The organism is Acidovorax sp. LjRoot117, from assembly GCF_964252695.1.
GTDB lineage: Bacteria > Pseudomonadota > Gammaproteobacteria > Burkholderiales > Burkholderiaceae_C > Acidovorax.
This window is the reverse complement of sequence record NZ_CAXUPO020000012.1, coordinates 124,212-148,791: the sequence shown is the minus strand read 5'-3', so window position 1 is coordinate 148,791 and position 24,580 is coordinate 124,212. Positions and strand designations below refer to the sequence as shown.

The 24,580-nt window shown below is 68.8% G+C and carries 23 protein-coding genes; 7 read left to right on the top strand and 16 right to left on the bottom strand.

Annotation, left to right across the window (positions count from 1 at the left end; translation table 11 throughout):
• Positions 1-200: 200 nt before the first annotated feature.
• The 5 genes from leuS to ACSQ3D_RS23310 form a co-directional block, all read right to left on the bottom strand.
• Complete coding sequence (gene leuS, locus ACSQ3D_RS23330) at positions 201-2,912, bottom strand: leucine--tRNA ligase (RefSeq protein ID WP_436128500.1); 2,712 nt, start codon at positions 2,910-2,912, stop codon at positions 201-203.
• A 129-nt stretch (positions 2,913-3,041) separates the two neighbouring features.
• A complete protein-coding gene (locus ACSQ3D_RS23325) occupies positions 3,042-3,536 on the bottom strand; it encodes an ExbD/TolR family protein (RefSeq protein ID WP_436128499.1) in 495 nt (164 codons plus the stop codon).
• A gap of 34 nt (positions 3,537-3,570) precedes the next feature.
• Positions 3,571-4,269, bottom strand: coding sequence for a MotA/TolQ/ExbB proton channel family protein (locus tag ACSQ3D_RS23320; protein ID WP_056411443.1), 699 nt, complete (start codon positions 4,267-4,269; stop codon positions 3,571-3,573).
• Positions 4,270-4,272: 3 nt separating this feature from the next.
• The gene (gene dapB, locus ACSQ3D_RS23315) at positions 4,273-5,106 is read right to left on the bottom strand and encodes a 4-hydroxy-tetrahydrodipicolinate reductase (protein ID WP_436128498.1); all 834 of its coding nucleotides are present in this window, start codon (positions 5,104-5,106) and stop codon (positions 4,273-4,275) included.
• Positions 5,107-5,170: 64 nt separating this feature from the next.
• The gene (locus ACSQ3D_RS23310) at positions 5,171-5,731 is read right to left on the bottom strand and encodes an outer membrane protein assembly factor BamE (protein ID WP_056411441.1); all 561 of its coding nucleotides are present in this window, start codon (positions 5,729-5,731) and stop codon (positions 5,171-5,173) included.
• Positions 5,732-5,821: 90 nt separating this feature from the next.
• Between ACSQ3D_RS23310 and fur the strand changes: the two genes are divergently transcribed.
• A complete protein-coding gene (gene fur / locus ACSQ3D_RS23305; protein ID WP_056411439.1) occupies positions 5,822-6,238 on the top strand; it encodes a ferric iron uptake transcriptional regulator in 417 nt (138 codons plus the stop codon).
• Between the two features lie 326 nt (positions 6,239-6,564).
• On the opposite strand, the gene hprK is transcribed toward fur, so the two are convergent.
• From hprK to ACSQ3D_RS23285, 4 genes are all read right to left on the bottom strand, one after another.
• Complete coding sequence (hprK, locus tag ACSQ3D_RS23300) at positions 6,565-7,521, bottom strand: HPr(Ser) kinase/phosphatase (RefSeq protein ID WP_056411436.1); 957 nt, start codon at positions 7,519-7,521, stop codon at positions 6,565-6,567.
• A gap of 37 nt (positions 7,522-7,558) precedes the next feature.
• Positions 7,559-8,026: a PTS sugar transporter subunit IIA gene (locus ACSQ3D_RS23295; protein ID WP_056411434.1), complete on the bottom strand. Its 468-nt coding sequence runs from the start codon at positions 8,024-8,026 to the stop codon at positions 7,559-7,561.
• 110 nt (positions 8,027-8,136) lie between these two features.
• Entirely contained in the window at positions 8,137-8,472 is a 336-nt protein-coding gene (gene hpf, locus ACSQ3D_RS23290) for a ribosome hibernation-promoting factor, HPF/YfiA family (protein ID WP_056411430.1), read from the bottom strand.
• Positions 8,473-8,731: 259 nt separating this feature from the next.
• Positions 8,732-9,943, bottom strand: coding sequence for an MFS transporter (locus ACSQ3D_RS23285; protein WP_436128497.1), 1,212 nt, complete (start codon positions 9,941-9,943; stop codon positions 8,732-8,734).
• Positions 9,944-10,278: 335 nt separating this feature from the next.
• Between ACSQ3D_RS23285 and ACSQ3D_RS23280 the strand changes: the two genes are divergently transcribed.
• Positions 10,279-11,199: a phosphoribosylaminoimidazolesuccinocarboxamide synthase gene (locus ACSQ3D_RS23280; RefSeq protein ID WP_056411673.1), complete on the top strand. Its 921-nt coding sequence runs from the start codon at positions 10,279-10,281 to the stop codon at positions 11,197-11,199.
• Between the two features lie 121 nt (positions 11,200-11,320).
• Here ACSQ3D_RS23280 and ACSQ3D_RS23275 read toward each other — a convergent pair whose 3' ends face one another.
• Positions 11,321-12,082, bottom strand: a complete 762-nt coding sequence (locus tag ACSQ3D_RS23275) for an META domain-containing protein (protein ID WP_235507343.1) — start codon at positions 12,080-12,082, stop codon at positions 11,321-11,323.
• A 109-nt stretch (positions 12,083-12,191) separates the two neighbouring features.
• Positions 12,192-13,100, bottom strand: a complete 909-nt coding sequence (gene trxA, locus ACSQ3D_RS23270; protein WP_056166764.1) for a thioredoxin — start codon at positions 13,098-13,100, stop codon at positions 12,192-12,194.
• Between the two features lie 161 nt (positions 13,101-13,261).
• Here trxA and purE point away from each other — a divergent pair, with 161 nt between their 5' ends.
• From purE to ACSQ3D_RS23250, 4 genes are all read left to right on the top strand, one after another.
• A complete protein-coding gene (gene purE / locus ACSQ3D_RS23265; protein WP_056411422.1) occupies positions 13,262-13,756 on the top strand; it encodes a 5-(carboxyamino)imidazole ribonucleotide mutase in 495 nt (164 codons plus the stop codon).
• Positions 13,753-14,922, top strand: coding sequence for a 5-(carboxyamino)imidazole ribonucleotide synthase (locus ACSQ3D_RS23260; protein ID WP_436128496.1), 1,170 nt, complete (start codon positions 13,753-13,755; stop codon positions 14,920-14,922). Before purE ends, ACSQ3D_RS23260 begins: the two co-directional genes overlap by 4 nt.
• Before the next feature lie 5 nt (positions 14,923-14,927).
• Complete coding sequence (locus ACSQ3D_RS23255; RefSeq protein WP_396505741.1) at positions 14,928-15,944, top strand: L-threonylcarbamoyladenylate synthase; 1,017 nt, start codon at positions 14,928-14,930, stop codon at positions 15,942-15,944.
• Positions 15,945-16,075: 131 nt separating this feature from the next.
• On the top strand, positions 16,076-17,029 hold the full coding sequence (locus ACSQ3D_RS23250; protein WP_396505740.1) for an SGNH/GDSL hydrolase family protein: 954 nt from the start codon (positions 16,076-16,078) through the stop codon (positions 17,027-17,029).
• A 113-nt stretch (positions 17,030-17,142) separates the two neighbouring features.
• Here the strand turns inward: ACSQ3D_RS23250 and ACSQ3D_RS23245 are convergent, their stop codons facing one another.
• The 5 genes from ACSQ3D_RS23245 to dacB all read right to left on the bottom strand — a co-directional run bounded on the left by ACSQ3D_RS23245 (position 17,143) and on the right by dacB (position 22,480).
• Positions 17,143-17,814 (bottom strand): OmpW/AlkL family protein, encoded by a 672-nt coding sequence (locus ACSQ3D_RS23245; protein WP_056411671.1) that lies wholly within the window; start codon positions 17,812-17,814, stop codon positions 17,143-17,145.
• A 35-nt stretch (positions 17,815-17,849) separates the two neighbouring features.
• Positions 17,850-18,995: an SGNH/GDSL hydrolase family protein gene (locus ACSQ3D_RS23240; RefSeq protein WP_056411410.1), complete on the bottom strand. Its 1,146-nt coding sequence runs from the start codon at positions 18,993-18,995 to the stop codon at positions 17,850-17,852.
• 242 nt (positions 18,996-19,237) lie between these two features.
• The gene (locus ACSQ3D_RS23235; RefSeq protein ID WP_436128495.1) at positions 19,238-20,536 is read right to left on the bottom strand and encodes a lipase family protein; all 1,299 of its coding nucleotides are present in this window, start codon (positions 20,534-20,536) and stop codon (positions 19,238-19,240) included.
• Positions 20,537-20,700: 164 nt separating this feature from the next.
• Positions 20,701-20,970, bottom strand: a complete 270-nt coding sequence (locus ACSQ3D_RS23230) for a SemiSWEET transporter (protein WP_056411407.1) — start codon at positions 20,968-20,970, stop codon at positions 20,701-20,703.
• A gap of 43 nt (positions 20,971-21,013) precedes the next feature.
• Complete coding sequence (dacB, locus tag ACSQ3D_RS23225) at positions 21,014-22,480, bottom strand: D-alanyl-D-alanine carboxypeptidase/D-alanyl-D-alanine endopeptidase (RefSeq protein ID WP_436128494.1); 1,467 nt, start codon at positions 22,478-22,480, stop codon at positions 21,014-21,016.
• A 233-nt stretch (positions 22,481-22,713) separates the two neighbouring features.
• Here dacB and ACSQ3D_RS23220 point away from each other — a divergent pair, with 233 nt between their 5' ends.
• Positions 22,714-24,504 carry a methyl-accepting chemotaxis protein gene (locus tag ACSQ3D_RS23220; RefSeq protein WP_436128493.1) on the top strand — a complete coding sequence of 597 codons (1,791 nt, stop codon included), beginning with the start codon at positions 22,714-22,716 and terminating at the stop codon, positions 24,502-24,504.
• Positions 24,505-24,580 lie beyond the last annotated feature (76 nt).

The following is a 24,580-nucleotide window of genomic DNA, read 5'->3' as shown; positions in this document are numbered from 1 at the left end:
ATCAGTCATCCATTGCGGTCGCGCGACCAGAAGAAGCTATCTACCCTGCGCGGCCCGGGCCTGACGCTGCCACACGGCAGGCGAGGCCAGCCACCGGCGCGGCACCGGCACCGGCACCGGGACCACTCCCGCAAAGTGCGATGGGGTGGCAGGCGCGCAGCGCGTCAGGGAGTCGTCGCTTCATCGGCCGGGTCAGCCAGTTAAATCACCACGTTCACGAGGCGGCCGGGCACGATGATCACGCGCTTGGGCGCCGCGCCTGCCGCTTGCGCGGTGAAGGCTTCGCTGGCCAGTGCCACGCGCTCGATCTCGGCCTTGTCGGCCTGGGCCGGCACGTGGATGGAGCCCCGCAGCTTGCCGTTGACCTGCAGCATGAGCTCGATCTCGTCCTGCACCAGCGCGCCGGCATCGACCTGCGGCCAGGCCGCGTCGAGCAGGTCGCCCAGGTGGCTGGCGTAGCCCAGGCCGCTCCACAGGCTGTGCGCGATGTGCGGCGTGGCGGGGTAGAGCACGCGCAGCAGGATGCCGAAGCCTTCGATCAGCGCGACCTGGGCACCGGCGGAGTCGGCGGCCTTGAAGTCTTCCAGTGCGTTGATCATCTTCATCGCGCCCGAGACCACGGTGTTGTACTGCATGCGCTGGTAGTCATAGTCCACCTGCTTGAGCACGTTGTGGATCTCGCGGCGCAGGGCCTTGGCCTCTTTGCCGAATTCGACGTCATTCAGGCTGCTCGCGCTTGCCACGCTTGCGGTAGCAGCTCCCATATCCATAGCAGACAGCTTCACGCCGAAGTTCCACACGCGGCGCAGGAAGCGGTAGCTGCCTTCCACCGCGGCGTCGTTCCACTCCAGCGTGGCCTCCGGCGGGGCGGTGAACATGGTGTACAGGCGGGCCGTGTCGGCGCCGTACTTGGCGATGAGGTCCTGCGGGTCGACGCCGTTGCGCTCGGTCTTGCCCATCTTGCCGACGCCGCCGTACTCCAGCTGCAGGCCCTGCGGGTACTGGCCCTCGGCCTCGGTCAGGCGGCCGCCCACGATGCGGCCCTGGGCATCGAGCACCTGCGTGACGGCTTCGGGCGGGAAGTAGTTCTTGCCGCCCTTTTCGTCGCGCCAGTAGTAGATGTGGTTGAGCACCATGCCCTGCGTGAGCAGGTGCGCAAAGGGCTCATCCACCGTCACCAGGCCCAGGTCGCGCATGACCTTGGTCCAGAAGCGCGCGTACAGCAGGTGCAGGATGGCGTGCTCGATGCCGCCGATGTACTGGTCCATGCCGGCACCGCCGGTGGCCGACTTCTGGTCGCGCATCCAGTAGGCCGTGCCTTCGCCCACCATGGCATCGCTCTTCTTGGGGTCGCAGTACCGCATGAAGTACCACGAGCTGTCCACGAAGGTGTCCATGGTGTCGGTCTCGCGGCGCGCGGCCTTGCCGCACACGGGGCAGGTCACGCCGGCGTGGAAGCCCTCGTGCTTGTGCAGCGGGTTGCCGGAGCCGTCGGGGATGCAGTCCTGTGGCAGCACCACGGGCAGATCCTTCTCGGGCACGGGCACGGCGCCGTGCTCTTCGCAGTGGATGATCGGGATCGGCGTACCCCAGTAGCGCTGGCGCGAGACGCCCCAGTCGCGCAGGCGCCAGGTGGTCTTCTTCTCGCCCAGGCCCTTTTGCTCCAGCGCATGGGCGACGGCGTTCACGGCGTCCTTGAAGGACAGGCCGCTGAAGCTGTCGGAGTTGATGGTCACCCCGCGCTGCTTGTCGCCATACCAGTCCTGCCACTGGTGGTAGTTGAAGCTCTCGCCGTCGACCAGCACGACCTGCTTGATCTCGATGCCGTACTTGAGCGCAAAGGCGAAGTCGCGCTCGTCGTGCGCGGGCACGCCCATCACGGCGCCGTCGCCGTAGCTCATCAGCACGTAGTTGCCGACCCAGACCTCGACCTGCTCTTCGGTCAGCGGGTGCGTGACGAACAGGCCGGTGCGCAGGCCCTTCTTCTCTTGCGTGGCGAGCTCGGCCTCGGTGGTGCCGCCGTTCTTGCATTCCTCGATGAAGGCTGCGAGCGCGGGGTTGCTCTTGGCGGCGTGCGCGGCCAGCGGGTGCTCGGGCGCCACGGCGCAGAAGGTCACGCCCATGATGGTGTCGGCGCGCGTGGTGAACACGTACATCTTGCCGTCGCCGATCAGCGCGCCGTCGTCGCCGCGAACGTCGTGCGTGAAGGCGAAGCGCACGCCTTCGCTCTTGCCGATCCAGTTCTCCTGCATCAGCTTCACGCGCTCGGGCCAGCCGGGCAGCTTGTCGCCGGTCACGAAGTCGAGCAGCTCGTCGGCGTAGTCGGTGATCTTAAGGTAGTAGCCGGGAATCTCGCGCTTTTCGACCGTCGCGCCGGTGCGCCAGCCCTTGCCGTCGATGACCTGTTCATTGGCCAGCACGGTCTGGTCCACCGGGTCCCAGTTCACGACCTGGGTCTTGCGGTAGGCGATGCCCTTGCCCAGCATCTTGAGGAACAGCCACTGGTTCCACTGGTAGTACTCGGGGTCGCAGGTGGCGACCTCGCGGCTCCAGTCGATGGCCAGGCCCATGGCCTGCATCTGCTGCTTCATGTACGCGATGTTCTCGTACGTCCACTTGGCGGGCGGCACGCCGTTCTTGAGCGCAGCGTTCTCGGCCGGCAGGCCGAAGGCGTCCCAGCCCATGGGCATGAGCACGTTGTGGCCGTTCATGCGCAGGTAGCGCGCCAGCATGTCGTTGATCGTGTAGTTGCGCACATGGCCCATGTGCAGCTTGCCGCTGGGGTAGGGCAGCATCGAGCAGGCGTAGAACTTCTTCTTGCTCGTATCTTCCGTCACGCGGTAGGCGTCGGTGGCGGTCCAGTGGTCGTGCGCGGCGCGTTCGACGTCTTGGGGAGAATATTTGTCTTGCATGGGGGCTCGGGGTGAGAGGGGGGTGCAGCCGCGTGCGGTGCTGCGCTGGGCGGATTTTAGGCGGTCATGCGCCTGTCATTGCAGCACGCCATGGCCAACCGGGGCCGGCACGCCGTGCCGGGCGCGATTTCAGGGCGTGCGGGGCGGCTGCGCGGCGGCCGCTGGCGTGGAGGTTGGCCCGGCGGATGGCGCGGTAGATGGCGCGGCGGGTGGCGCCGGTTCGGCCACGAAACCGATGCGCTGCAGGCCCGCCAGGTGCGCCGCGCCCATGACCTCGACCACGCGGCCATAGGGCACGGCGGCATCGGCGCGCAGCTGCACCTCAGTGTCGGGCTGCTCGGCGCCGATGCGGCGCAGGCGCTCGGCCAATGCGGGCTGGCTCAGGGGCTGGTCGTCCAGATAGGCCTGGCCCTGGGCGTCCACCACCAGCGTGATGGCCTGGGGCGCGGAGCCCGGCGTGGCGCCTTCGCTGCGGGGCAGGTCGAGCCGGATGGAGCTGGCCAGCAGCGGCGCGGTCAGGATGAAGATGACCACCAGTACCAGCATCACGTCGACCAGCGGCGTCATGTTGATGTCGCTCATGGGCTGCGGGCCCGTGGTGCGTTCCAGCCGTCCGAAAGCCATGGAAGGTGTCCTGGTGAGGGTGCCGGGGTGTGGCTCAGGCCGCGCCTGCGGCGGGCGGCAAAGCCCCCCGCGCCACCGCTTGGTCGATCAGCAATTCGCGCAGATCGCGTGCGAAGCCTTCCAGATCGGCTTCGATGCGCCCGATCAACCGGCCGAACACGTTGTAGGCCAGCACCGCCGGGATGGCCACGGCCAGGCCGGCGGCGGTCATGATCAGCGCCTCGCCCACGGGGCCGGCCACGCGGTCGATGGTGATCTGCCCGGCACCGGCCATGGCGGTGAGCGCATGGTAGATGCCCCACACGGTGCCCAGCAGCCCTACGAAGGGCGCCGTGGAACCCACGGTGGCCAGCATCACCTGGCCGAACTGCAGGCGCCCCAGCACGCCGTGCAGGGCGTCGCGCAGCACGCGGGTGAGCTGCGTGGCCAGGCTGCCCTGCGTGGCCAGGCTGGCCGATGCGGCCGTGGCGGAGCTTGCTATGGAATTTGCAGCAACCACGAGCGGCAGGACCAGCGCTTCCCGGTCAAAAGCCTGCAAGCGTTGCGATGCCATGTCGAGCGACGGCGCCTGCCAGAAGGCCGCGGTGCTGCGCGCCACGTCGGCGCTGGCGCGGCGCATCAGGCGCAGCTTCCAGACGATCACGACCCAGCTCGCGACCGACATGGCCAGCAGCAGCAAGGCGGTGACCTGCGTCACCGCATCGCCCTGGCGCCACCAGTGCAGCGCGTCCATGGATCAGTGCAGATCGAGCACGTCGAACATGTCGAACATGCCCGTCTTGCGCTCTGCCAGGAAGCGCACGGCGCGCAGGCTGCCCTGGGCATAGCCGGCGCGGTTGGAGGACTTGTGCGAGATCTCGATGCGCTCGCCGATGCCCGCGAACAGCACCGTGTGGTCGCCCACGATGTCGCCGCCGCGGATGGCCGCAAAGCCGATGCTCGACGGGTCGCGCTCGCCGGTCACGCCTTCGCGGGCGTAGACGGCGCAGTCCTTGAGGTCGCGGCCCAGGGCCTCGGCGATGACTTCGCCCATCTTGAGCGCGGTGCCCGAAGGGGCGTCCACCTTGTGGCGGTGGTGGGCTTCGATGATCTCGATGTCGTAGCCGGTGGCCATGGCCTTGGCGGCCATCTGCAGCAGCTTGAGCGTGACGTTGACGCCCACGCTCATGTTGGGCGCCATCACGATGGCGGTGCTCTGCGCGTGGGCCGCGATCTCGGCTTTTTGCTCGTCCGAGAAGCCCGTGGTGCCGATCACGGCCTTCACGCCCAGGCGGCTGCACACGGCCAGGTGGGCCAGCGTGCCTTCGGGGCGGGTGAAGTCGATCAGCACGTCGGCGTTCTTCAGGCCGGTGGCGATGTCGGCCGTGATGGCCACGCCGCTGGCGTGGCCCAGGAAGGCGGTGGCATCGGAGCCGATGCCGGGGCTGGCGGACACATCGAGCGCACCGGCGAGCACCAGGTCGTCCGTGGCGCGGATGGCTTCGATGAGCATGCGGCCCATGCGGCCGGAGGCGCCAGCCACGGCCACGCGGCACGGAGCGGTGGCAGCGGGGGTTGAAGTCCCTGTCATGAAAATCCTGTCATGAAAATCGTGGGTGCAGCGCCGGACATGCCACGCGCTGCGGCGGGCCGGGTCAGCGCGCGGGGGCTTCCAGCGGCGGGTAGCTGACGGAGGCGGGCTCCAGCGGGGCGGCCGTCGGCGGCGTGGTGGGCCGCGCCGAGGCGGGGAACCGCGCCAGCTGCTCGGGCGTGGCTTCCAGCACCGGCACCTTGCTCTTGGACCCCTTGGAGCCCAGCGTGGCGACGAACTCGGTCTCGGTGGGCATGGTGTCGCCCTCGGAGCGCTCGAGCGCATCGCCCTTGAAGAACACGGTCAGCTTGCGGGTCTGGGCTTCTTCGCCAGGGCGTTTGAGCGTGAACACGTACTCCCAGCGGTCTGCATGGAACAGGCTGGTGAGCAGCGGCGTGCCCAGGATCTCGCGCACCTGCTGGCGGCTCATGCCGGGCTGCAGGGCTTCGACCTGCTCGCGCGAGACGAAATTGCCCTGGACGACGTCGATCTTGTAGGGGGTGACGATGTTGGCGATGCGGTCGCTGGCGCCGTTGAGGCTGCCGCATCCGGCCAGGGTGGCCACGCCAGCACCGATCAAAAGGACCAGGCCCAGGCGGGCGCTGCAAGTGGCTTTGACGGGCATGGATAAAAGGGCTGAGGATATGATCGCCCCATTGTAGCGGCAGGCCCCCCGGACCCGGGGGCCCAGGCCGGCATCCCGAAAGACCATGCCATGACCAACATCGACGAACTCAAAAGCACGGGACTCAAGGCCACGCTGCCCCGCCTGAAGATCCTGGAAATCTTCCAGAAGGGCGCACAGCGACACATGACGGCCGAAGACGTGTTCCGCGTGCTGCTGGAAGAGCGCTCGGACATCGGCCTGGCCACCGTGTACCGCGTGCTCACCCAGTTCGAGCAGGCCAGTATCCTGATCCGCAGCAACTTCGAGAGCGGCAAGGCGGTGTACGAGCTCAATGAAGGCCAGCACCACGACCACTTCGTGTGCACCTCGTGCGGCAAGGTGGAAGAGTTCTACGACGCGGAGATCGAAAAGCGCCAGCAGGCCGTGGCCAAGGCCAAGGGCTGGGTCGTCCACGACCACACCATGGCCTTGTACGGCCAGTGCGCGGCCTGCGCTAGCAAGTAACTCGCCCCTGAGTCGCCTTCGGCGCCCTCCCCTCCAGGGGACGCACCCGGTGGCCCGGCGGAGCCGGTTCCACGGGTGCACCGGCGTTGGGGGAGCGTCAGTGTTTACGGTGTGGGGGCTCTACTCTGGTGGGCCGTGACGATGGGGGCGTTCGGGGGTGTGAAGCTCTTTGGCCCTTTGCCTTGGCGTGAGGCGTACCCGGGGTCCGCGAATCCCGGCGAGGGTTCGGTGGGCAAAGGCACTCAGGCAGGCCCCATTTGAGCCAAAACAGGCTCTGCCGCTTATCCATCCAGCGCAAGCAGCTATCAAATCAATAGCATTCGGGCCTAACCACCCGTGTCGCGTTCCATGGCGCGGCGGTGGCGCTCGACGAATTCCTGGTAGGTATCGATGCCGCGTAGCTGCAGGATGGTGTTGCGCACGGCGGCTTCGACCAGCACGGCGATGTTGCGGCCGGCGACCACCTGGATCACGACCTTGAGCACGGGCACGCCCAGCACGTCCTGCGTGAGCGGCTCGTACGGCAGGCGCTCGTATTCGCGCTCCAGCGTCTCCTTGCGCACCAGGTGCACGATGAGTTTGAGGCGCATCTTGCGGCGCACCGCCGTCTCGCCAAAGATGGCGCGGATGTCCAGGAGGCCGATGCCGCGCACTTCCAGCAGGTTCTGCAGCAGCTCGGGGCACTTGCCTTCGATGGTGGTCTGGTTGATGCGGTAGAAGTCGACCGCATCGTCGGCCACCAGGCCGTTGCCGCGCGAGATCAGCTCCAGGCCCAGCTCGCTCTTGCCCAGGCCCGATTCTCCGGTGATGAGCACCCCCAGCCCCAGGATGTCCATGAACACGCCGTGCATCGTGGTGCGGTCGGCAAAGTGCTTGGACAGGTAGGCACGCAGCACGTCGATGACGAACGCCGAGGACTCGTGCGTCGAGAACATCGGGATCTGTGCGCGCTCGCACATCGAGACCAGCGCGTCGGGCGCGGTCTGGTTGTCGGCCAGCACCAGCACCGGCGGCTCCAGCGTCACGATGCGGGCGATGCGGCGCTTGCAGTCGTCGGGCGACGCATTGCTCAGGTAGGCGATCTCGCGCTCGCCCAGGATCTGCACGCGGTAGGGGTGGATGTAGTTCAGGTAGCCGACGAGGTCGGCCCCGGAGCGCGCGGAGCGCACGGCCACTTCGTCGAAGCGGCGCTCGGAGGCGCCGAGCCCGGCGACCCATTCCCATTTCAGGGCGGCGCGGAATTCCTCGAAGAGGACGTCGGCGCTGACGACATTGGGTTTCACAAGGTGCTGGCGGTAAGGTGTGCAGCGCCGGGGCGGCTCAGGCCGCCTGCGTGGACTGCCAGCCTGCGATCATGCCGTGCAGCTCGGCCGCGTCGGTGCAGGACTTGAGCCGCTCGCGCAGGGCCGAGTCGCTCAGCAGCTCCGCGATCTCGGACAGGATCTCGAGGTGCTTTTGCGTCGCCGCTTCCGGCACCAGCAGGAAGATCAGGAGGCCCACGGGCTGCTCGTCCGGCGCATCGAACCCGATGGGGTGCAGCAGCTGGAACACCGCCGCCATCGGGGCCTTGAGCCCCTTGATGCGGCCGTGCGGGATGGCCACGCCATGGCCCAGGCCCGTCGAGCCCAGGCGCTCGCGCGCAAACAGGCTGTCGGTGATCAGCGCGCGCGACAGGCCGTGCTGGCTCTCGAACAGGAGACCCGCTTCTTCAAAAGCACGCTTCTTGCTCGTGGCGTCAACACTCACAAGCACTTGGGCTGAGGGCAGGATGGAGGCGAGTCGATTCATGGTCAAGGTAACAATTATGCACATCTTGGCGAAAACCCTGATCGCGGGGCGTCAGGCAACAAAAAAACCGCCCAGTGGGCGGCTGCTGTGCCAAGCTCAGGGCTGGCGCATCACGCGTGCAGTTCGCGCTTGGCGGCTTCGTGGTGGTGATCCTGCAGGCGGTCCTTGTGGCGGACCACCTGGCGGTCCATCTTGTCGACCAGTTCATCCACCGCAGCGTACAGGTCGGAATGCGAGCTTTCGGCGAACAGGTCGTTGCCCTTCACATGGATGTTGCATTCCGCTCGCTGCCTCTTTTCCTTCTCCTTTTGCTTCTCTACCGTCAGCAGTACCTTGACATCGACAACTTGGTCAAAATGGCGGGTGATCCTGTCCAGCTTGGTGGTGACATAGCTGCGCAAGGCGGGGGTAACTTCGAGATGGTGACCGCTGATCGTCAAGTTCATAGATAAGTCTCCTGTAACACTCTCGGTGAAAGAATGCCGTCCTTGATCAGGGGAGCGGCTGGGGAACGAGGATGCATCCGTTGACGTGAGTTCACTATGCCCCTGCCCTCACCGAAAAGCAATCCCATACCGCCCCTGACTGCTGGGTTATGGCGGCGAAGGTGCCAAGCGCCGCAAAAGCGCGCACAATGATCCGGTTGACCTGCGCGCCCCTTCGCGCGCCCCTTCTCTTCAGGCGGCGCCCTCGCCCCCCATGCGGTCAGCGGGCCTGCGGTGTTGCACCGTGCAGCACCAGGCGCCCCACCACCAGCATCGACAGCACACTGGCCGTGATGCCCACCGCGGCGGACATCCAGTAGTTCTGCACCAGCCCCTGCGCATCGCGGCTGATCAGCAACCCGCCCAGAAACGAAGCCATGCCCATGGCCGCCGACTGCACCGATGCATTCAGCGTCATGAAGGTGCCGCGCAGCGACGGCTGCGCCGCCGCCGAGATGATGGCCATGCCCGGGATCATGCGGCCGCTCATCAGCGCGAACATCAGCGTGGACACCGTGAGCACGCCCCACAGCGGCACGCCGCGCACCAGCGTGATCCCCAGCAGCGGAAACGCCCCCGCGATCGCCAGGCAGCGGAACACCACCATCTTGCCCCAGCGGTCGGTCAGCACGCCGAAAAGCCGTGCGGTGAACAGCGTGACCACCCCGCCGCACAGGTACACCAGCGGGACCTGGTCGGGCCGCACGCCGGCGTTGGCCTGCAGGTAGATCGTGATGTAGGGGATCACCGTGAAGCCGGTGAACATGATCAGCGCCGAGAACAGGAACGCCCAGCGGTGGTTGGCGTCGCCCAGCACCTGGGCGATGCCGCCGAACGTGCTGCGGCGCTGCGCGGCCTGCAGGTGCGCCGTCATCGTCGGCATGGTGCGGGCCGCGAAGATGGCCAGCACGCCGACCAGCGACGCGATGGCGATGAACGGCAGGTGCCAGCCGCCGTACTGGGCCAGCAGCAGCCCGAGCGGCACGCCCGCCACGGTGGACAGCGAAAACGATGTCATCACGATGCCCATCGCCCGGCCGCGCCGCTCGAACGGCACCACGTCGGCCACGATGGTCTGCGACAGCGCCGACAGCACCCCGCCGAACGCGCCCGCCAGGATGCGCGCCACCATCAGCGAGCCGTACGTGGGCGCCAGGCCGCAGGCCAGCGTGGCCAGGCCGAACAGCACGTACAGCGTGAGCAGCAGGCGCTTGCGGCCGAAGCGGTCGATGTAGGTGGAGGCCAGCAGGCCCGATGCGCCCGCCGACAGCGTATAGGCCGACACCAGCAGCCCGAACTGCGCATCGCTGATGGCAAAGAGCTGCGTGAATTGCGGCCCTAGCGGCATCATGATCATGAAGTCCAGGATGTGCGTGAACTGGATGCCGGCCAGGGTGAGCAGCAGCCAGAACTCGCGCCGCGGCGTGAGCATGGGGGCGGCTGGAACGGCGGCAGACGCTGCCGAAGCAGCAGGCAAGGAAGAGGAGGAAGACTGCACGGAAAGTCGCGCGCGGCGGCTCAGGAAAGGAGGGCCGCCCAGTGTGCCGCAACATGGTGCAACACGCGAGACATTCGGTGTGCACGCAACGCCGCCGGCTGCCCTGACGCCCCGGCCGCGGGCACCGGCCGGCGCCGCCCCGCCACCCGCCCCGGCCCCCGCGCGTAAAATCCGCAGGTTGCGCGGAATGCTCCCGCACGTGTTTTACGTTGTGCGTTCACCGGCCTGCCGGCAGCGGACGCGACACCATCGACCGCCTCATCGACACCATGACCCAGCCCAGCTCCACCGCCCTGCACACCTCTGCCCTCACGTCGCTGCCCCTGCTGGCCCGCGGCAAGGTGCGCGACAACTACGCCGTGGGCGATGACCGCATCCTGATGGTGGCCAGCGACCGCCTGTCGGCGTTCGACGTGATCATGGGCGAGCCCATTCCCGGCAAGGGCGAGCTCCTCACGCAGATGGCGCTGTTCTGGTTCGACAAGCTCGGCCACATCTGCCCCAACCACCTCACGGGCGATGCGCCCGAGAGCGTCGTCAGCCCCGAAGAAGTGGCCCAGGTGCGCGGCCGCTCCATGCTGGTCCAGCGTTTGAAGCCCATCCCGGTGGAAGCCGTGGTGCGGGGCTACCTGGCCGGCAGCGGCTGGAAGGAATACCAGGAATCGCGTGCGGTGTGCGGCGTGCCGCTGCCCGAGGGCCTGACCAACGCCGCCAAGCTGCCCACGCCCATCTACACGCCCGCCGCCAAGGCCGCTGCGGGCGAGCACGACGAGAACATCACCTTCGAGCGGACGGTGGAGATGATCGGCCTGGATCTGGCCACCCGCATCCGCGACCTGAGCATCGCCATCTACCAGGCGGCGGCCGAAATCTCGCTGGCCAAAGGCATGATCATTGCCGACACGAAGTTCGAGTTCGGCCTCGCGCCCGACGGCACGCTGGTGCTGATGGACGAGGTGCTCACCCCCGACAGCTCGCGCTACTGGCCTGTCGAGGGCTATGCCGACGCGCTGGCCCGCGGCGAGAACCCACCCAGCTACGACAAACAGTTCGTGCGCGACTGGCTGGAACAGGCCCAGGTCAACGGCAAGCCCTGGGACAAGACCGCCCCGGCCCCGCGCCTGCCGCGCGACGTGATCGAGAAGACCGCCGCCAAGTACCGCGAAGCGCTGGAGCGGTTGACGGCGTGACAGCGTAAGGGCGTAGCGGCATGACGAACGGCTGCACGCCTTTCATGGCTGCGGTAACCGCCACGCCCCCGTGCACGCGACCCGACGGGCGACCGGGCGTGCGGCCTGCCGCTTCCAGCGCCTATTCCAGCAGCGTCTCGGCGGCCTCGAAGCCGAGCAGCGGCTTGCCCTGCGCGTCGCGCAACTGCAGGTGCGTGCCCTGCTGGCGAAAGCTTGCCACGCCTTCCAGGGCATTGAAGAACCGCGTCTCCAGCGCGCCGCGGTCCAGGCACAGGGCGATGTTGGACACCACCCGGCCGAAGAACAGCTGCGCGCCGTTGAGGTGGTAGTCGGTCAGGTACCGGTTGCAGCCGCCCGAGCCTGTGGCCCGCGCCTCGTCGGACTGCAGCACCAGGTGCGGCGGCGTGCCGCCCTGCGCGGGGCGGGGCACGGCCTCCTCCTCGATCGACACCAGGCGCCAGTACGTCAGCAGCAGCGGCACGCCGGCCTCCACCACGGCCGCCAGCGGGGGCTGGCGCCGCAGCTGCACGTCCACATGGCGGTAGGCCGCATCCTGCGGGACGGCGTGGCGCGCCTCGGAGGCCAGCAGCAGCCGGCCTTCCAGGGTGACGGCGGCGCGCACCTCGTAGCGCCCCTTGGGCACGAACCGCGAGGACGGGTACGCAATGGCCACCGCATAGGGCGGCTGGCCCGCCGGCTCGCGGCGCTGGCGCCCCAGGACCACCGGGGGCGCGTCGGGCTGGCTCACGTCCAGCAGCGTGGCCTCGAAGACGGCCTCGGGGGGCAGCACGACGCGCTCTCGGGACAAGGCCACGCCCGTGACCACCGCATCCGGTGCCGGCGGCCGCGTGCCGCAGCCCGCAGCGAGCAGGCAAGCGGCCATGCACGCCAACAGGCGGCCCCGGCCTGCCCGGAGGCTGCGGTGGTGCCCCTGCCCGGCGCGCTGCACCGCCATCACCCCCGACCCGCCGCGTCCAGCCACCCGGCCGGAATCAGCTGAGCACCACGCTCGACAAACGGCGGCGGTAGGTGGCCACCACCGGGTCGTCGGGCGGGATTTGGCCGTCGGCCACCTTCACCTTGGGCGGCTCGATGATTTCGAGGATGGCGACATAGGTCTTGCGGGCGGCTTCTTCGCCCCAGGCCTTGTCGCGCATGAGGATCTCGAGCAATTCGTCCATCGCGTCGGTCCAGCGCTGGCGGGCCATGAGCCAGCGGGCACGCGCGTAGCGGGTGTCGAAGTCGCGCTTGCTGGCGGCGATCTTGGCATCAAAATCGGCTCCAGCGCTCTCCCCATAAGCGCTCAAAGCTACGAAATCAATAGCATCCATCCAGGTCTTGAGGGCACCGAGCTTGCGCGAACCCGGGGCCTTGGCGATCACCGGGGCGAAGGCGACCTTGGCGTCGTCTTCGCGGCCCAGCTGCAGCAGCAGCTTGACGTAGTCGAAGCGGGCGTCGTCGTTGGCGGGGTCGGTCACGACGGCATGCTGCAGCTTCTCGAGCGCCGTGTCGGTGTCGCCTTCGGCCAGGGCTTCGAAGGCTTCTTCCTCTTCGGCTTCGGCCGTGAGCTGGTCTTCGGTGGGCACGTGCTTGTCGAGGAAGGCACGCACCTGGCCCTCGGGCAGCGCGCCCATGAATCCGTCCACGGGCTGGCCGTTCATGAGCAGCACGCAGGTGGGGATGCTGCGGATGCCGAACATGCCCGCGAGCTGCTGCTCCTGGTCGGAGTCGATCTTGGCGAGCTTGAAGCGGCCGGCGTATTCGGTCTCCAGCTTTTCCAGCACCGGACCGAGCGATTTGCAGGGCCCGCACCAGGGCGCCCAGAAGTCCACCAGGACGGGCACATCCATGGAGGCGGCAACCACCTCGGCTTCAAAGTTTTCTACGGTGACGTCAATCATGATGGGGGGGCCGGGAGAGGCCGGCGCAGCTGGTGGGTTCGCGCTATTTTGGCCCATCGACATGTCCCGGCTCCGGGAAGGGGAGCGCAAAAAGTAAAATCGCGGGTTCCACCTACAGCCGTGCAGCGGGCGCAACCCGCCGCCGCGCACCCCCTACCACCATGAAACCCATCCAGATCGGCGTGGTCATGGGCTCCAGCAGCGACTGGGACACCATGCAGCATGCAGTGCAGATTCTTGAACAGTTCGGCATCGCGCACGAGGCCCGCGTGGTCTCGGCCCACCGCATGCCCGACGACATGTTCGCCTACGCCGAAGCCGCCGCGGGCCGGGGCCTCAAGGCCATCATCGCCGGTGCGGGCGGCGCAGCCCACCTGCCCGGCATGATCGCTGCCAAGACCACCGTGCCCGTGCTGGGCGTGCCGGTGGCCAGCCGGCACCTGCAGGGCGTGGATTCGCTGCACAGCATCGTGCAGATGCCCAAGGGCATCCCGGTGGCCACGTTCGCCATCGGCACGGCCGGGGCTGCCAATGCTGCGCTGTTCGCCGTGGCGCTGCTGGCCAGCGAGAACCCCGAGCTGCGTACGCGCCTGGAAGCCTTCCGCGCCGAGCAGACGGAGGTGGCGCGCAACATGACCCTGCCCCCTGCCGCATGACCGCGTCTACAACGCCTCTCCTTCCCGGCGCGACGCTGGGCGTGCTGGGCGGCGGCCAACTGGGCCGCATGTTCGTGCACGCGGCGCAGGCCATGGGCTATTTCACGGCCGTGCTCGACGCCGACACCGACAGCCCTGCGGGCCTGGTGAGCCACCACCACATCCAGACCGGCTACGAAGACCCGGCGGGCCTGGCCGAGCTGGCCCGCGTGTCCGACGCGGTGACCACCGAGTTCGAGAACGTGCCCGCCGCCGCGCTGGCCACGCTGGCCGCACAGCGCCCGGTGTCGCCCGCAGCCAGCGCCGTGTCGGTGGCGCAGGACCGCGCCCGCGAGAAGGCGCACTTCGTCGGCTGCGGCGTGCCCTGCGCGCCGTATGCGGTGATCGAGACGGCCGAGCAACTGGGCGCCGTGTCCGAAGACCTGCTTCCAGGAATTCTCAAAACCGCCCGCATGGGCTACGACGGCAAGGGCCAGGTGCGTGTGAAGACCGCCGCCGAGCTGGCCGCCGCCTGGGATGCCGTGGGCAAGGTCCCGTGCGTGCTGGAGAAGATGCTGCCGCTGGCGCTCGAATGCTCGGTGATCGTGGCGCGCGGAGCCGACGGCGCCATGGTGCACCTGCCGGTGCAGCGCAACCTGCACCGCGACGGCATCCTGGCCGTGACCGAGGTTCATGAACAGAATCTGCCCCTACCGCTTGCTGCACAAGCGGTGGCAGCTGCAAAATCTGTAGCAGAAGGCCTGCAGTACGTGGGCGTGCTGTGCGTCGAGTTCTTCGTGCTGCAGGACGGCAGCCTGGTGGTCAACGAGATCGCCCCGCGCCCGCACAACAGCGGCCACTACAGCCAGAACGCCTGTGACGTGTCGCAGTTCGAGCTGCAGGTGCGCACCATGGCGGGCCTGCCGCTGACCCCGCCGCGCCAGCACAGCCCCGCCGTGATGCTGAACCTGCTGGGCGACCTGTGGTTCGCGCACGGCGACGCCGCACAGACCCCGCCCTGGGCCGAGGTGCTGGCCCTGCCCGGCACCCATCTGCACCTGTACGGCAAGCGCGACGCCAAGCGCGGCCGCAAGATGGGCCACCTCAACGTGACCGGTCCCACGCCCGAAGCCGCACGCGCCACGGCGCTGCAGGCGGCCGCCCTGCTGGGCATAGCCCCGTTCTGACCACCATGATCCTCGACGGCAACGACCCCCAGGCCATCGCCGCTGCGGCCCGCGCGGTGCGCAGCGGCGCGCTGCTGGGCCTGCCCACCGAAACCGTGTACGGCCTGGCGGCCGACGCGAGCAGCGATGCCGCCGTGGCGCAGATCTTTGCCGCCAAGGGGCGGCCCAGCGACCATCCGCTGATCGTGCACGTGGCCAACGCGGACGGCATCCGCCACTTCGCCAGCAGCGTGCCGCCGTTCGCCCAGGCGCTGGTCGACGCGTTCTGGCCCGGGCCGCTCACGCTCATCCTGCCGCGCCTGCCCGGCGTGGCCACCGCCGCCACCGGCGGCCAGGACAGCGTGGGGCTGCGCTGCCCGGCACACCCGGTGGCGCACGCCCTGCTCGTGGCCTGCGCGGCCCCGGGCGACGACGCCCAGGCCGGTGGACCGCCGGTGTGGGGGGTGGCGGCCCCCAGCGCCAACCGCTTCGGCCGCGTAAGCCCCACCACCGCGCAGCACGTGCGCGATGAGCTGGGCGCCGACCTGCTGGTGCTCGACGGCGGCGCCTGCGCCGTGGGCATCGAGAGCACCATCGTGGACTGCACCCGCGGCGTGCCGGTGCTGCTGCGCCCCGGCGCCATCACCCGCGAGCAGATCACGGCAGCCTGCGGCACGGCCCCCCTGTCCAAGGAAGACCTGCCCGACCACACGCCCCGCGCCTCGGGCACGCTGGAGGCCCACTACGCGCCCAACGCCAAGGTGCGCCTGATGGATGCCAAGGCGCTGCAGACCGGGCTGGACCTGCTGGGCGCCGAGGCCGCCAACATTGCGGTGTACGCCCGCGCCGTGCTGCGCACCAAGTCGTCGCGGCTGGTCATGCGCCGCATGCCCGACGATGCGGCCGCTACCGCCCAGCAACTGTTCGCCGTGCTGCGCGGCTTCGACGACGACGGCGTGAAACTGATCTGGATCGAAACCCCGCCCGCCAGCCCCGACTGGGAAGGCGTGCGAGACCGCCTGCAGCGGGCTGCCGCGGCCTGAGGCACCTGCCGGGAGGCTCGACGGCCCCCGGCGGCAGGGCAGGCCCTGCCTGCAACATGCCGTTGCAGGTCCGGCTTTACATGGCTTGACACGGCCCCGCTAAACTACGCCCCACTTTTCTGGAGAAATACATGGCAGCAAATTGGATCCGCCGCACCGTTCTGGTCGCCGCATGTGCGTCGGCCGCGTTGCTCGCGGCCTGCGGTTCAAGTACCACCGAGTCGGCCATCACCCCCGAGCGCTTCATCGCGTTCGGCGATGGCTACAGCGACATCGGCCAAAAGGGCACGCGCTACACCGTCAATGACGGCAGCGTGAACAACTGGACCCTGCAGGTGGCCGCCAACTACGGCAAGCCCCTGGCGGCCGCATCGGCGGGCGGCAAGAGCTACGCCGTGGGCAACGCCCGCGTCAAGGCCAAGCCCGACGCCGCCGGCAACGCCAGCACCCCGACCATCACCGAGCAGATCGACACCTTCCTGGCCAGCAACACCTTCGGCGGCAGCGATGTGGTGTTCATCAACGGGGGCGTGAGCGAAGTGATCGCCGGCATGGCCGCCGTGCAGGCCGGCACCCAGACCGAGGCCGCCATGGTGGCCGCCGCCCGCCAGGCCGGCGAGGACCTGGCCGCGCAGGTGCGCCGCCTGGTCACCGCCGGTGCCAAGTACGTGGTGGTGACCGGCACCTACGACCTGAGCAAGAGCCCCTGGGCCAAATCCATCAACCGCGAAGCCCTGCTGGCCGATGCCAGCACCCGCTTCAACGACGGCCTGCTCGTGAACATCGTCGACCTGGGCGCCAACGTGCTGTATGTCGACTCCGCCTACTACGTGAACCTGTACACCGGCGTTCCTGCCAACTACGGCTTCAACAACGCCATCGCGCCGATATGCACGTCGGTGGACGCCAACAACGGCATCGGCATCGGCACGGGCAAGGTCAACTCGTCGCTGTGCAACACCTCCACGCTGGTGGCGGGTGCGAGCCCGGACTCCTTCGTGTTCGCGGACCAGGTGTACCTCACGCCGTCGGCGCAGCGGCAGTTCGGCACCTACGCGTACGACCGCCTGCGCGCGCGCTGGTAATCGGTTCGTCCAGCAAGGACCGCGCACAAACACAAAGGCCGCCCCCGGGCGGCCTTTTTCATGGCGAGGGGCGGGGCAAGTCTCTTCTCCCCACCCCTTACCTCAACCCGCCATCAGAACTGGTAGCCCACCCCCACGGCGATCACATCGGGGTTCAGCCGTTTGGAGATCGACTGGCCCGACGAGAGGTGCGAGGTGGTCTTGAGGAAGCTCTTGTAGTAGGCAGCATCCACGAACCAGCGGTCGTTGATCTTCCACACGAAGCCGACCTGGGGCGTGATGCCCCACTTGTTGTCGACCGATGCGGTGGTGGGGTTCGCCGGCGTGCCGCCCGTCAGGCCGCTGAGCGTGGCCGTGGTGCGGGTCTTGAAGAACCGGCCATAGGTCACGCCCACGCCCAGGTAGGGGCGGAACCGCGCCTCGGCCTCGCCAAAGCGGTACTGCGCGAACACCGTGACGGGCAGCACCTTGGTCTCGGCCAGCTTGCCCACACCGGCGATGGCGCCGTCGCCCACGATGTCGTGCTTGAAAGGCAGGGACAGCGGCACGTCCACCGCCCAGTGGTCGGTCAGCATGTAGTTCACACCGCCCGACAGCGACGTGGCGGCGTCCACGTCCACCTTGGTGTTGGGGAACGCCGGGGCGCTCAGGTTACCGCTCTTGACCTGCGGAGCGATGTGGGTGAAGCCCGCGCGGACGCTCAATGTGCCGGCGACCTGCGCCATGGCGCCCGTGCCGAGAAACAGCGCCGCTGCCGCCAGGCCAGCCTTGGAAAATGCGTGCATGAAGAACTCCTTGGATGGAAGCATGTGCAGCCGGCTCACAGCCAGCCAGCGCGGGACAGCGAACGCGACACCAGTTGGCCCACCAGCTGGTGGCCGTACGGCGTGGGATGGAAGCTGTCGGCAAAGCCGTAGCTCTTCCACCAGTCGGCGCCGCCCGTGGCACCCGCGGGCGGGGTCATGGCCGACAGCGCCGTGGCGGTGCAGGTGGGGAAGGTGTAGGTCGGCAGTCCATCCGCGCCCACGCCCGTGGCCGGGCAGGCCGGCGTGGTGGTATTGGTGAGCTGGTACTGCGCAGGGTTGGTCGCCTGGTCCTTGAACGACGTGTAGAAGTCCACCACCGCGATGCGGGTGTCGCCAGCCAGGCTGGTCGCCAGCTGTGCATTGAAGGCCTGGATCCAGCCATCGAACAAGGCCTCGGCCTGCGTGGCAGCGGCTGCGCCGCGGGTGGCGCTGATGGACGCCAGCACCAGGCGGAAGCGCGGCGTCAGCGTGACGCCGGGGGCATTGAGCACGGCCACGCGCGGTGCGTTCTTGGCGACCGTGTTGGCCTTGATGGTGTCGGCAAAGTTGCGGGCCAGGGCCTGCATGTAGGCGCCTCCCACTTGCGCGAGGCCATTGGCCCCGCCCGCCAGCGCGGCGCTGACGGTGGCCTGGGGCAGCACGCTGCTCAACAGGGCCGCATAGGCCTGGCCGCTGTCGGTGGAGGCGCGCAGGTAGGCGCCGATCAGGTCGGCCGCGTCGTTGCCGCCGCCGTCGATCAGCACCAGGTCGCTGGCGCTGTAGCCGCGCGCGCCCATGTCCTTGATCTGCTGCGTGATGGACACCGGCGATGTGGGCGCGGTGGCGTTGTTGATGCGCCCGCCGCCCACCGCGTAGTTGGTGCAGGCCGCGTTGGTGCCGAACGCCGAACCGTTGAACCGGTAGTAGGCGCACAGCGACTGGCCGTAGCTCGTGGCCACGCGCTCGGGCCAGATGGCCGTGGAGCCCACGCCGGTGGCGGCCGACCCCTGGACGGTGAATTTGTAGCCAAAAGTCCCGCTGTCAGCGAGGCTGTCGCCCGCCACCTTGACGGACGTGACAGGTGCCGAGGGCGCGGTATCCGAGCCGCCGCCGCCGCAGGCGGCCAGCAGGCAGGCCGCGACCAACGCCGACAGGGAGGCTTTGCATTGTTGTGAATTCAAGGGATTCTCCAGTTGAAAACTGCCAAAAAGAACGACCGTGCTTTTTTCGCATCTCCATGGTACCCCCGAGTTCCCAGCTTGCCCGCCCGGGAAAATACCGAGCCCGCCCCGAGCTTTACACACCCCTCTCCAGACACCCGCCCACAAAAAAGCCGGCCCGAAGGCCGGCGGTTCGAAGGGCGTGCCTGGCCCCTGCCGAGCCAGGGCGCGGCCGTGTGCAGCCCGCGCAAAGGCCCGTGTACTTACTTCACGGTGTCGAACACCGCCCGCGCCTGGGCATGGCAGAACGGGGGCTCGTACGTGCCGTGGTAGGAGCCGTAGTAGGTGGCAAACGCGGCGGACGCCGGGTCGGTGGGCGCCTTGCCGCCGGTGCCGAACGTAGCCTGGATGGCGGCGTCCACGTCCACCGACGCCACGTTGGTCACGCCCCGGCTGTCGAAGTCGGCCTTCATGACCTGCTGGTGAATGGAGGGCGGCACCGTGGGGTCGCCCGCGCCGCCGCACAGCAGCACGCGGGCCTTGGGCGTCCAGCCCAGCAGGTCGTTCTTCTTGGCCGCCAGGTACAGCGGATGGGTGGTGCTGGTCTGCGAGCCCTTGATGAAGTCCGGCTGGAACAGCGCGTCGCGGGCCTGGTTGGGCGTGCCCGCCGGCAGCGTGCCGGAGGTGACCAGGGTGGTGTAGTTCATCGTGGGGTTGGGCAACAGGGTCTCGATGTAGCCCGAGTACGGCGCCTTGAAGACCTGCTTCACGTCGGTATAGACATCGCCGTAGACCTTCTGCCAGGCGGTGACGAGGTACGGCACGAAGAACTGCACGCCCGCGATCGCATCCGGAATGCGCAGCGAGCCGGACAGGTTGTACGGCCCGGCCAGGTGCGCGCCCGCGACCACGTTGAATTCACTGCCGTAGTCGCGCTCTGCGCTGCGCTGCGCGGCCATCGACGAGTGCCCGCCCTGCGAGTAGCCGTTGAACATGACCTTGCCCGACAGGTTGGCGCCCACCGTGCCCGCGGCATTGCGCGCGGCGCGCACCGAATCGATCACCGAGGTGGCTTCCGAATCGGCATGCAGGTAGGGGTGGTAGCTGTAGCCCGACTTGGCAAAGCCCAGGTAGTCGGTGGCGACCACCGCATAGCCCTGCGCGGCGTACATCGCGGCGAGCAGGAAGGTCTCGCTGTCCTGCGGGTTGGCCAGGGTGCGGGGCTTTTGCACGTCGGTGCCCTTGGCATACGCCAGCAGCGGCGCGGCCGTGGTGCAGCTGCCGGCGGGCACCAGCATCACGCCCGAGGCGTTGGTCATCTCACCGCCCTTGGCGCCTGCGGTGGCGTAGTTGAGCGACACCACCTTCACGTCGCACTTGGCCTTGCCGCTGATGGGCTGCAGGCCACTGCTGGCCGTGCCGGCATCGATCTGCGCGGCCGTGAGCGTGGCCAGCACCGCCGGCGGGTCAATCAGGGCGCCGCGGGCGGGGTCGTCCGAGCCCCCGCAGGCCACAAGCAGGACCGCCGCAGCGGCAACACAGGTCAAGCGAAAATACGTCATGGGTGGAGACCTCCGGTGGGTAAGGAACGACGGATCGTGCGCTTACCTGCACTGCAGCAGCATCCGGGTTAACGAGTGCCCGGCCGGGCAGATTTGACACCTGGGCGACAGTGGCGAAGGGCCCGCGCACAGGGTGGCGCCATGGGCGGGGCGCTGTCGGATGCTCAGCGCCCGCCGCGCGCCCCGTACACCATCTTCATGCCCAGGATGGTGCCCGCCAGCGCCAGCGTGATCGCATTGGCCACCACGATGGGCCAGGCCCCGAGCACCAACCCGTAGACCAGCCACAGCGCCACCCCCGCGGTGAACACGCTGTACATACCCAGCGAGATGCCCCCGACATCGCGCGTCCGGAAGGTGTGCAGGGCCTGCGGCACGAAGCTGCAGGTGGTGAGGAACGCGGCCAGGTAGCCGATGAGCTCGGAGAGGGGCATGGAGCGGGGGTGAGGGAGAAGTGCCAGGGCCAGCGCGGATTATTCACTGGTCGCGCGCCGCCCAGTCCACCACGGCGTCCAGCACCGGCCGGGCCGCCCCGGCGTTGGCATGGTTGACCACCGCCACCAGCACATAGCGCCGGCCGCTGGCGGCGTGCACGTAGCCTGCCACCGCCATCACGTCGCGCAGGCTGCCGGTCTTGAGGTGGGCGGACGCGCGGCTCTGGCTGCGGCGCAGCGTGCCGTCCACGCCCGACATGGGCAGCGACGCCACCAGGTCCGGCATGACGGGCGACTGCCAGGCCACCTGCAGCATGCGGGCGAGCGCCTGGGCCGTGAGGCGCGCGTCGCGGCTGAGCCCCGCGCCGTTGTCGGCCTGCGGCAACTCGGCATCGCCCACGCGCGCCTGCCACCACTGGCGCAGGGCCTCGCGTGCACCGTCGAACGTGGCCACGCCGTTCTTTTGCAGCGCCATCGTCAAAAACACGTGCTGGGCCATCACGTTGTTGCTGTACTTGTTCACGTCGCGCACCACCTCGGCCAGCGCGGGCGATGTGGACACGAACGCGGGCTTGAGCCCCGCCGGCACCTTGCCGTCGCGCACGCTGCCGGTGAGCTTGCCGCCCAACTCGCGCCACATGCCCTCCACGGCCCGCGCCGCAAAACCGCGCGGGTCGGCCGCGGCCACGGGCCACACACGCTCGCCGCACGCGGCCGGGTACACGCCCTGGAACACCACCTTGGCAGGGTCGGCCAGCTCGGCCCGCAGCGCGCCGCGCCAGTCGCCGCAGTCGGTGCCGGCCGCCGCCAGCGCCACGGAGGCCTGGCGCTGCACGCCGGCCAGCGGCGGGTCGTACTGGATGCGTGCCAGCCCTGCCGGCACGTCGGGCACGAAGGTCATCACCGACGATTTGTAGTTGAGCAGCAGCGCGTCGGGCGACGCGTTATAGGGCCGCAGCGGCTCGCCGTCGAAGCGGGCCGGATCGTGCTCGGGCACGTCGAACGCGGTGCGGTCCAGCACGATGTCGCCCACGATCACCTGGATGCCCTGCGCCTGCAGGCGCCGCATGAGCAGCCACAGCCGCTCCATCACCATCTTGGGGTCGCCCTGGCCCTGGATGTACACATTGCCGCGCAGGCTGCCGTCCTGCACCGTGCCCTGCACGTACACGGGCGTGTTCCAGACGTAGGCAGGGCCCAGTTGCTCCAGCGCCGCGTAGGTGGTCACCAGCTTCATCACCGAGGCGGGGTTGACCTGGACCTGGGCACGGTGCGCCAGGCGGGGCTGCGTGCGGGCTGTGCCCTGCGCGTCGGTGACCATCACGCTCAGGGATTCGCGCGGCAGCTTGGCGCGGGCCAGCGCGGCTTCCACCTCGGGGGGCAACGCCACGGGCGCCGCCGTGGACTGGGCCTGCGCAGAGGAGACAGCGGCCGCGCACAACACGCCGGCCAACCACACGGCCCGCCCCCATCGCAGGCACAGGGGGGTTCTCGATCGATTCTTCATCATGCAGGAAGTCTAGAGGAGGACCGTGCAGCCGCCGACCTGGCAGCGGCCAAGGGCACGCGGCCGACCTGCATGCAGTGCGTGCAATCGGCAAGCGGCGTACTTACACTATGCAACATCACCCCCCGCACCCGGGACAGTGCGGGCGCACCCACGGCGCACCGTGGATCTGCGCGGCAGGGCGGCCATCGCGCCCACGGTTGCCACCACAACGCTACACAACAAGGCATTTTCTTATGAGCCGACTCTCCGACCTTTCCGTCGCCAAGCGCCTTGCGCTGGGATTTTCCCTGGTGCTCCTGCTGCTGATCGGTGCCATTGCGCTGAGCATCTCGCGCCTGAACGCGGTGGCCGATGCCACGCTGGAGATGGTGCAGAACCCCATCAAGACCGAACGCCTGGTGAGTGACTGGTCGCGCAACCTGCGCACCGGCATCACGCGCACCGCCGCCGTGGCGCGCAGCAGCGACCCGGCGCTGGCGGACTTCTTTGCCGAGGACAGCAAGGCCTCGTCCAAGAGTTCGGGCGAGCTGCAAAAAGCGGTCGAGGCGCTGATGTTCCTCGACTCCGAGAAGAAGCTCTTTGCAGAAATCGGCGCGCTGCGCACGATCTACCTCAAGAACCGCGACGACATCTTTGCGCTCAAGAAAGAGGGCAAGGTGGACGAAGCGAATGCCATGCTGGTCAAGCAGTTCATGCCCGAGGCGGCCAACTATGCCGCCAAGATGGACGAGTTGCTGAACAACCAGCGCGAGCAGGTGGATGCCCTGGGGCGTGCCGTCGAAGAGAACCGCCAGACCAGCCGGCAGTTGCTGATCGCGCTGGGTGTGCTGAGCGTGGCGGTGGCCGCGCTGTTCTCGTGGGTGCTGTCCCGCTCGGTCACCGTGCCGCTGGGTCAGGCTTCGGACCTGGCCCGCCGGGTGGCCGCCGGCGACCTGACCGCCACCGTGCCGCAGCATGGCAAGGACGAGGTCGGCGCGCTCATGGAGTCCCTGGCGCTCATGCAGGCCAACCTGGCCAGCGTGGTGAACAACGTGCGGCACGGCGCGGAGTCCGTCTCCAATGCCAGCTCCGAGATCGCCCAGGGCAACACCGACCTGAGCTCCCGCACCGAACACCAGGCCAGCGCGCTGCAGCAGACGGCCGCCAGCATGGAGCAACTGAACTCCGCCGTGCGCAACAACGCCGACAACGCCCGCCAGGCCAACCAGCTGGCGATGACGGCCTCCAGCGTGGCCGCCCAGGGCGGCGCGGTGGTGGGCGACGTGGTGGAGACCATGAAGGGCATCAACGACGCCAGCCGCAAGATCAGCGACATCATCGCCGTCATCGACGGGATTGCCTTCCAGACCAACATCCTGGCGCTCAACGCCGCGGTGGAAGCCGCCCGCGCGGGCGAGCAGGGCCGCGGTTTTGCCGTGGTGGCATCGGAAGTGCGCAGCCTGGCCGGCCGCAGCGCCGAGGCCGCCAAGGAGATCAAGAACCTGATCCACGCGAGCGTGGAGCGGGTCGAGCACGGCACGGCGCTGGTCGACAAGGCGGGCGAGACCATGAGCGAAGTGGTGAGCAGCATCCGCCGCGTCACGGACATCATGGGCGAGATCAGCGCGGCCAGCGGCGAGCAGAGCGCCGGCGTCGCCCAGGTCGGCGAGGCCGTCACCTCGATGGACCAGGCCACGCAGCAAAACGCCGCGCTGGTGGAAGAAATGGCCGCTGCCGCCAGCAGCCTGCGCAACCAGGCGCACGACCTGGTGCAGGTGGTGGCGGTGTTCAAGCTCTCCGGCGACCAGTCGCGCCCCGCCATGGCCCCGGCCAAAGCCCCGGCCCCCCAGGCCCGCCCCGCGCCCGCACGGCCGGCGGCCGTGGCCCAGGCCCCTGCCAAACCCCTGGCCAAGGCCGCCATCGCCCGGGCCCCATCGCCCGCAGCGGCCCGGCCTGCAGCCCCGGCCCTCGCGCAGCCGGCCGCCCCACGGCCCGACCCGCGCAGCGCGCCAAAGGGCGGCGACGACGATTGGGAATCCTTCTGAGCGCCTGTTGCGCAGCCTGAGGCTTACCAGCCGCCTGCCGGGCACCTTTCGGGCACCTTCCTCGCACACGGTGGCG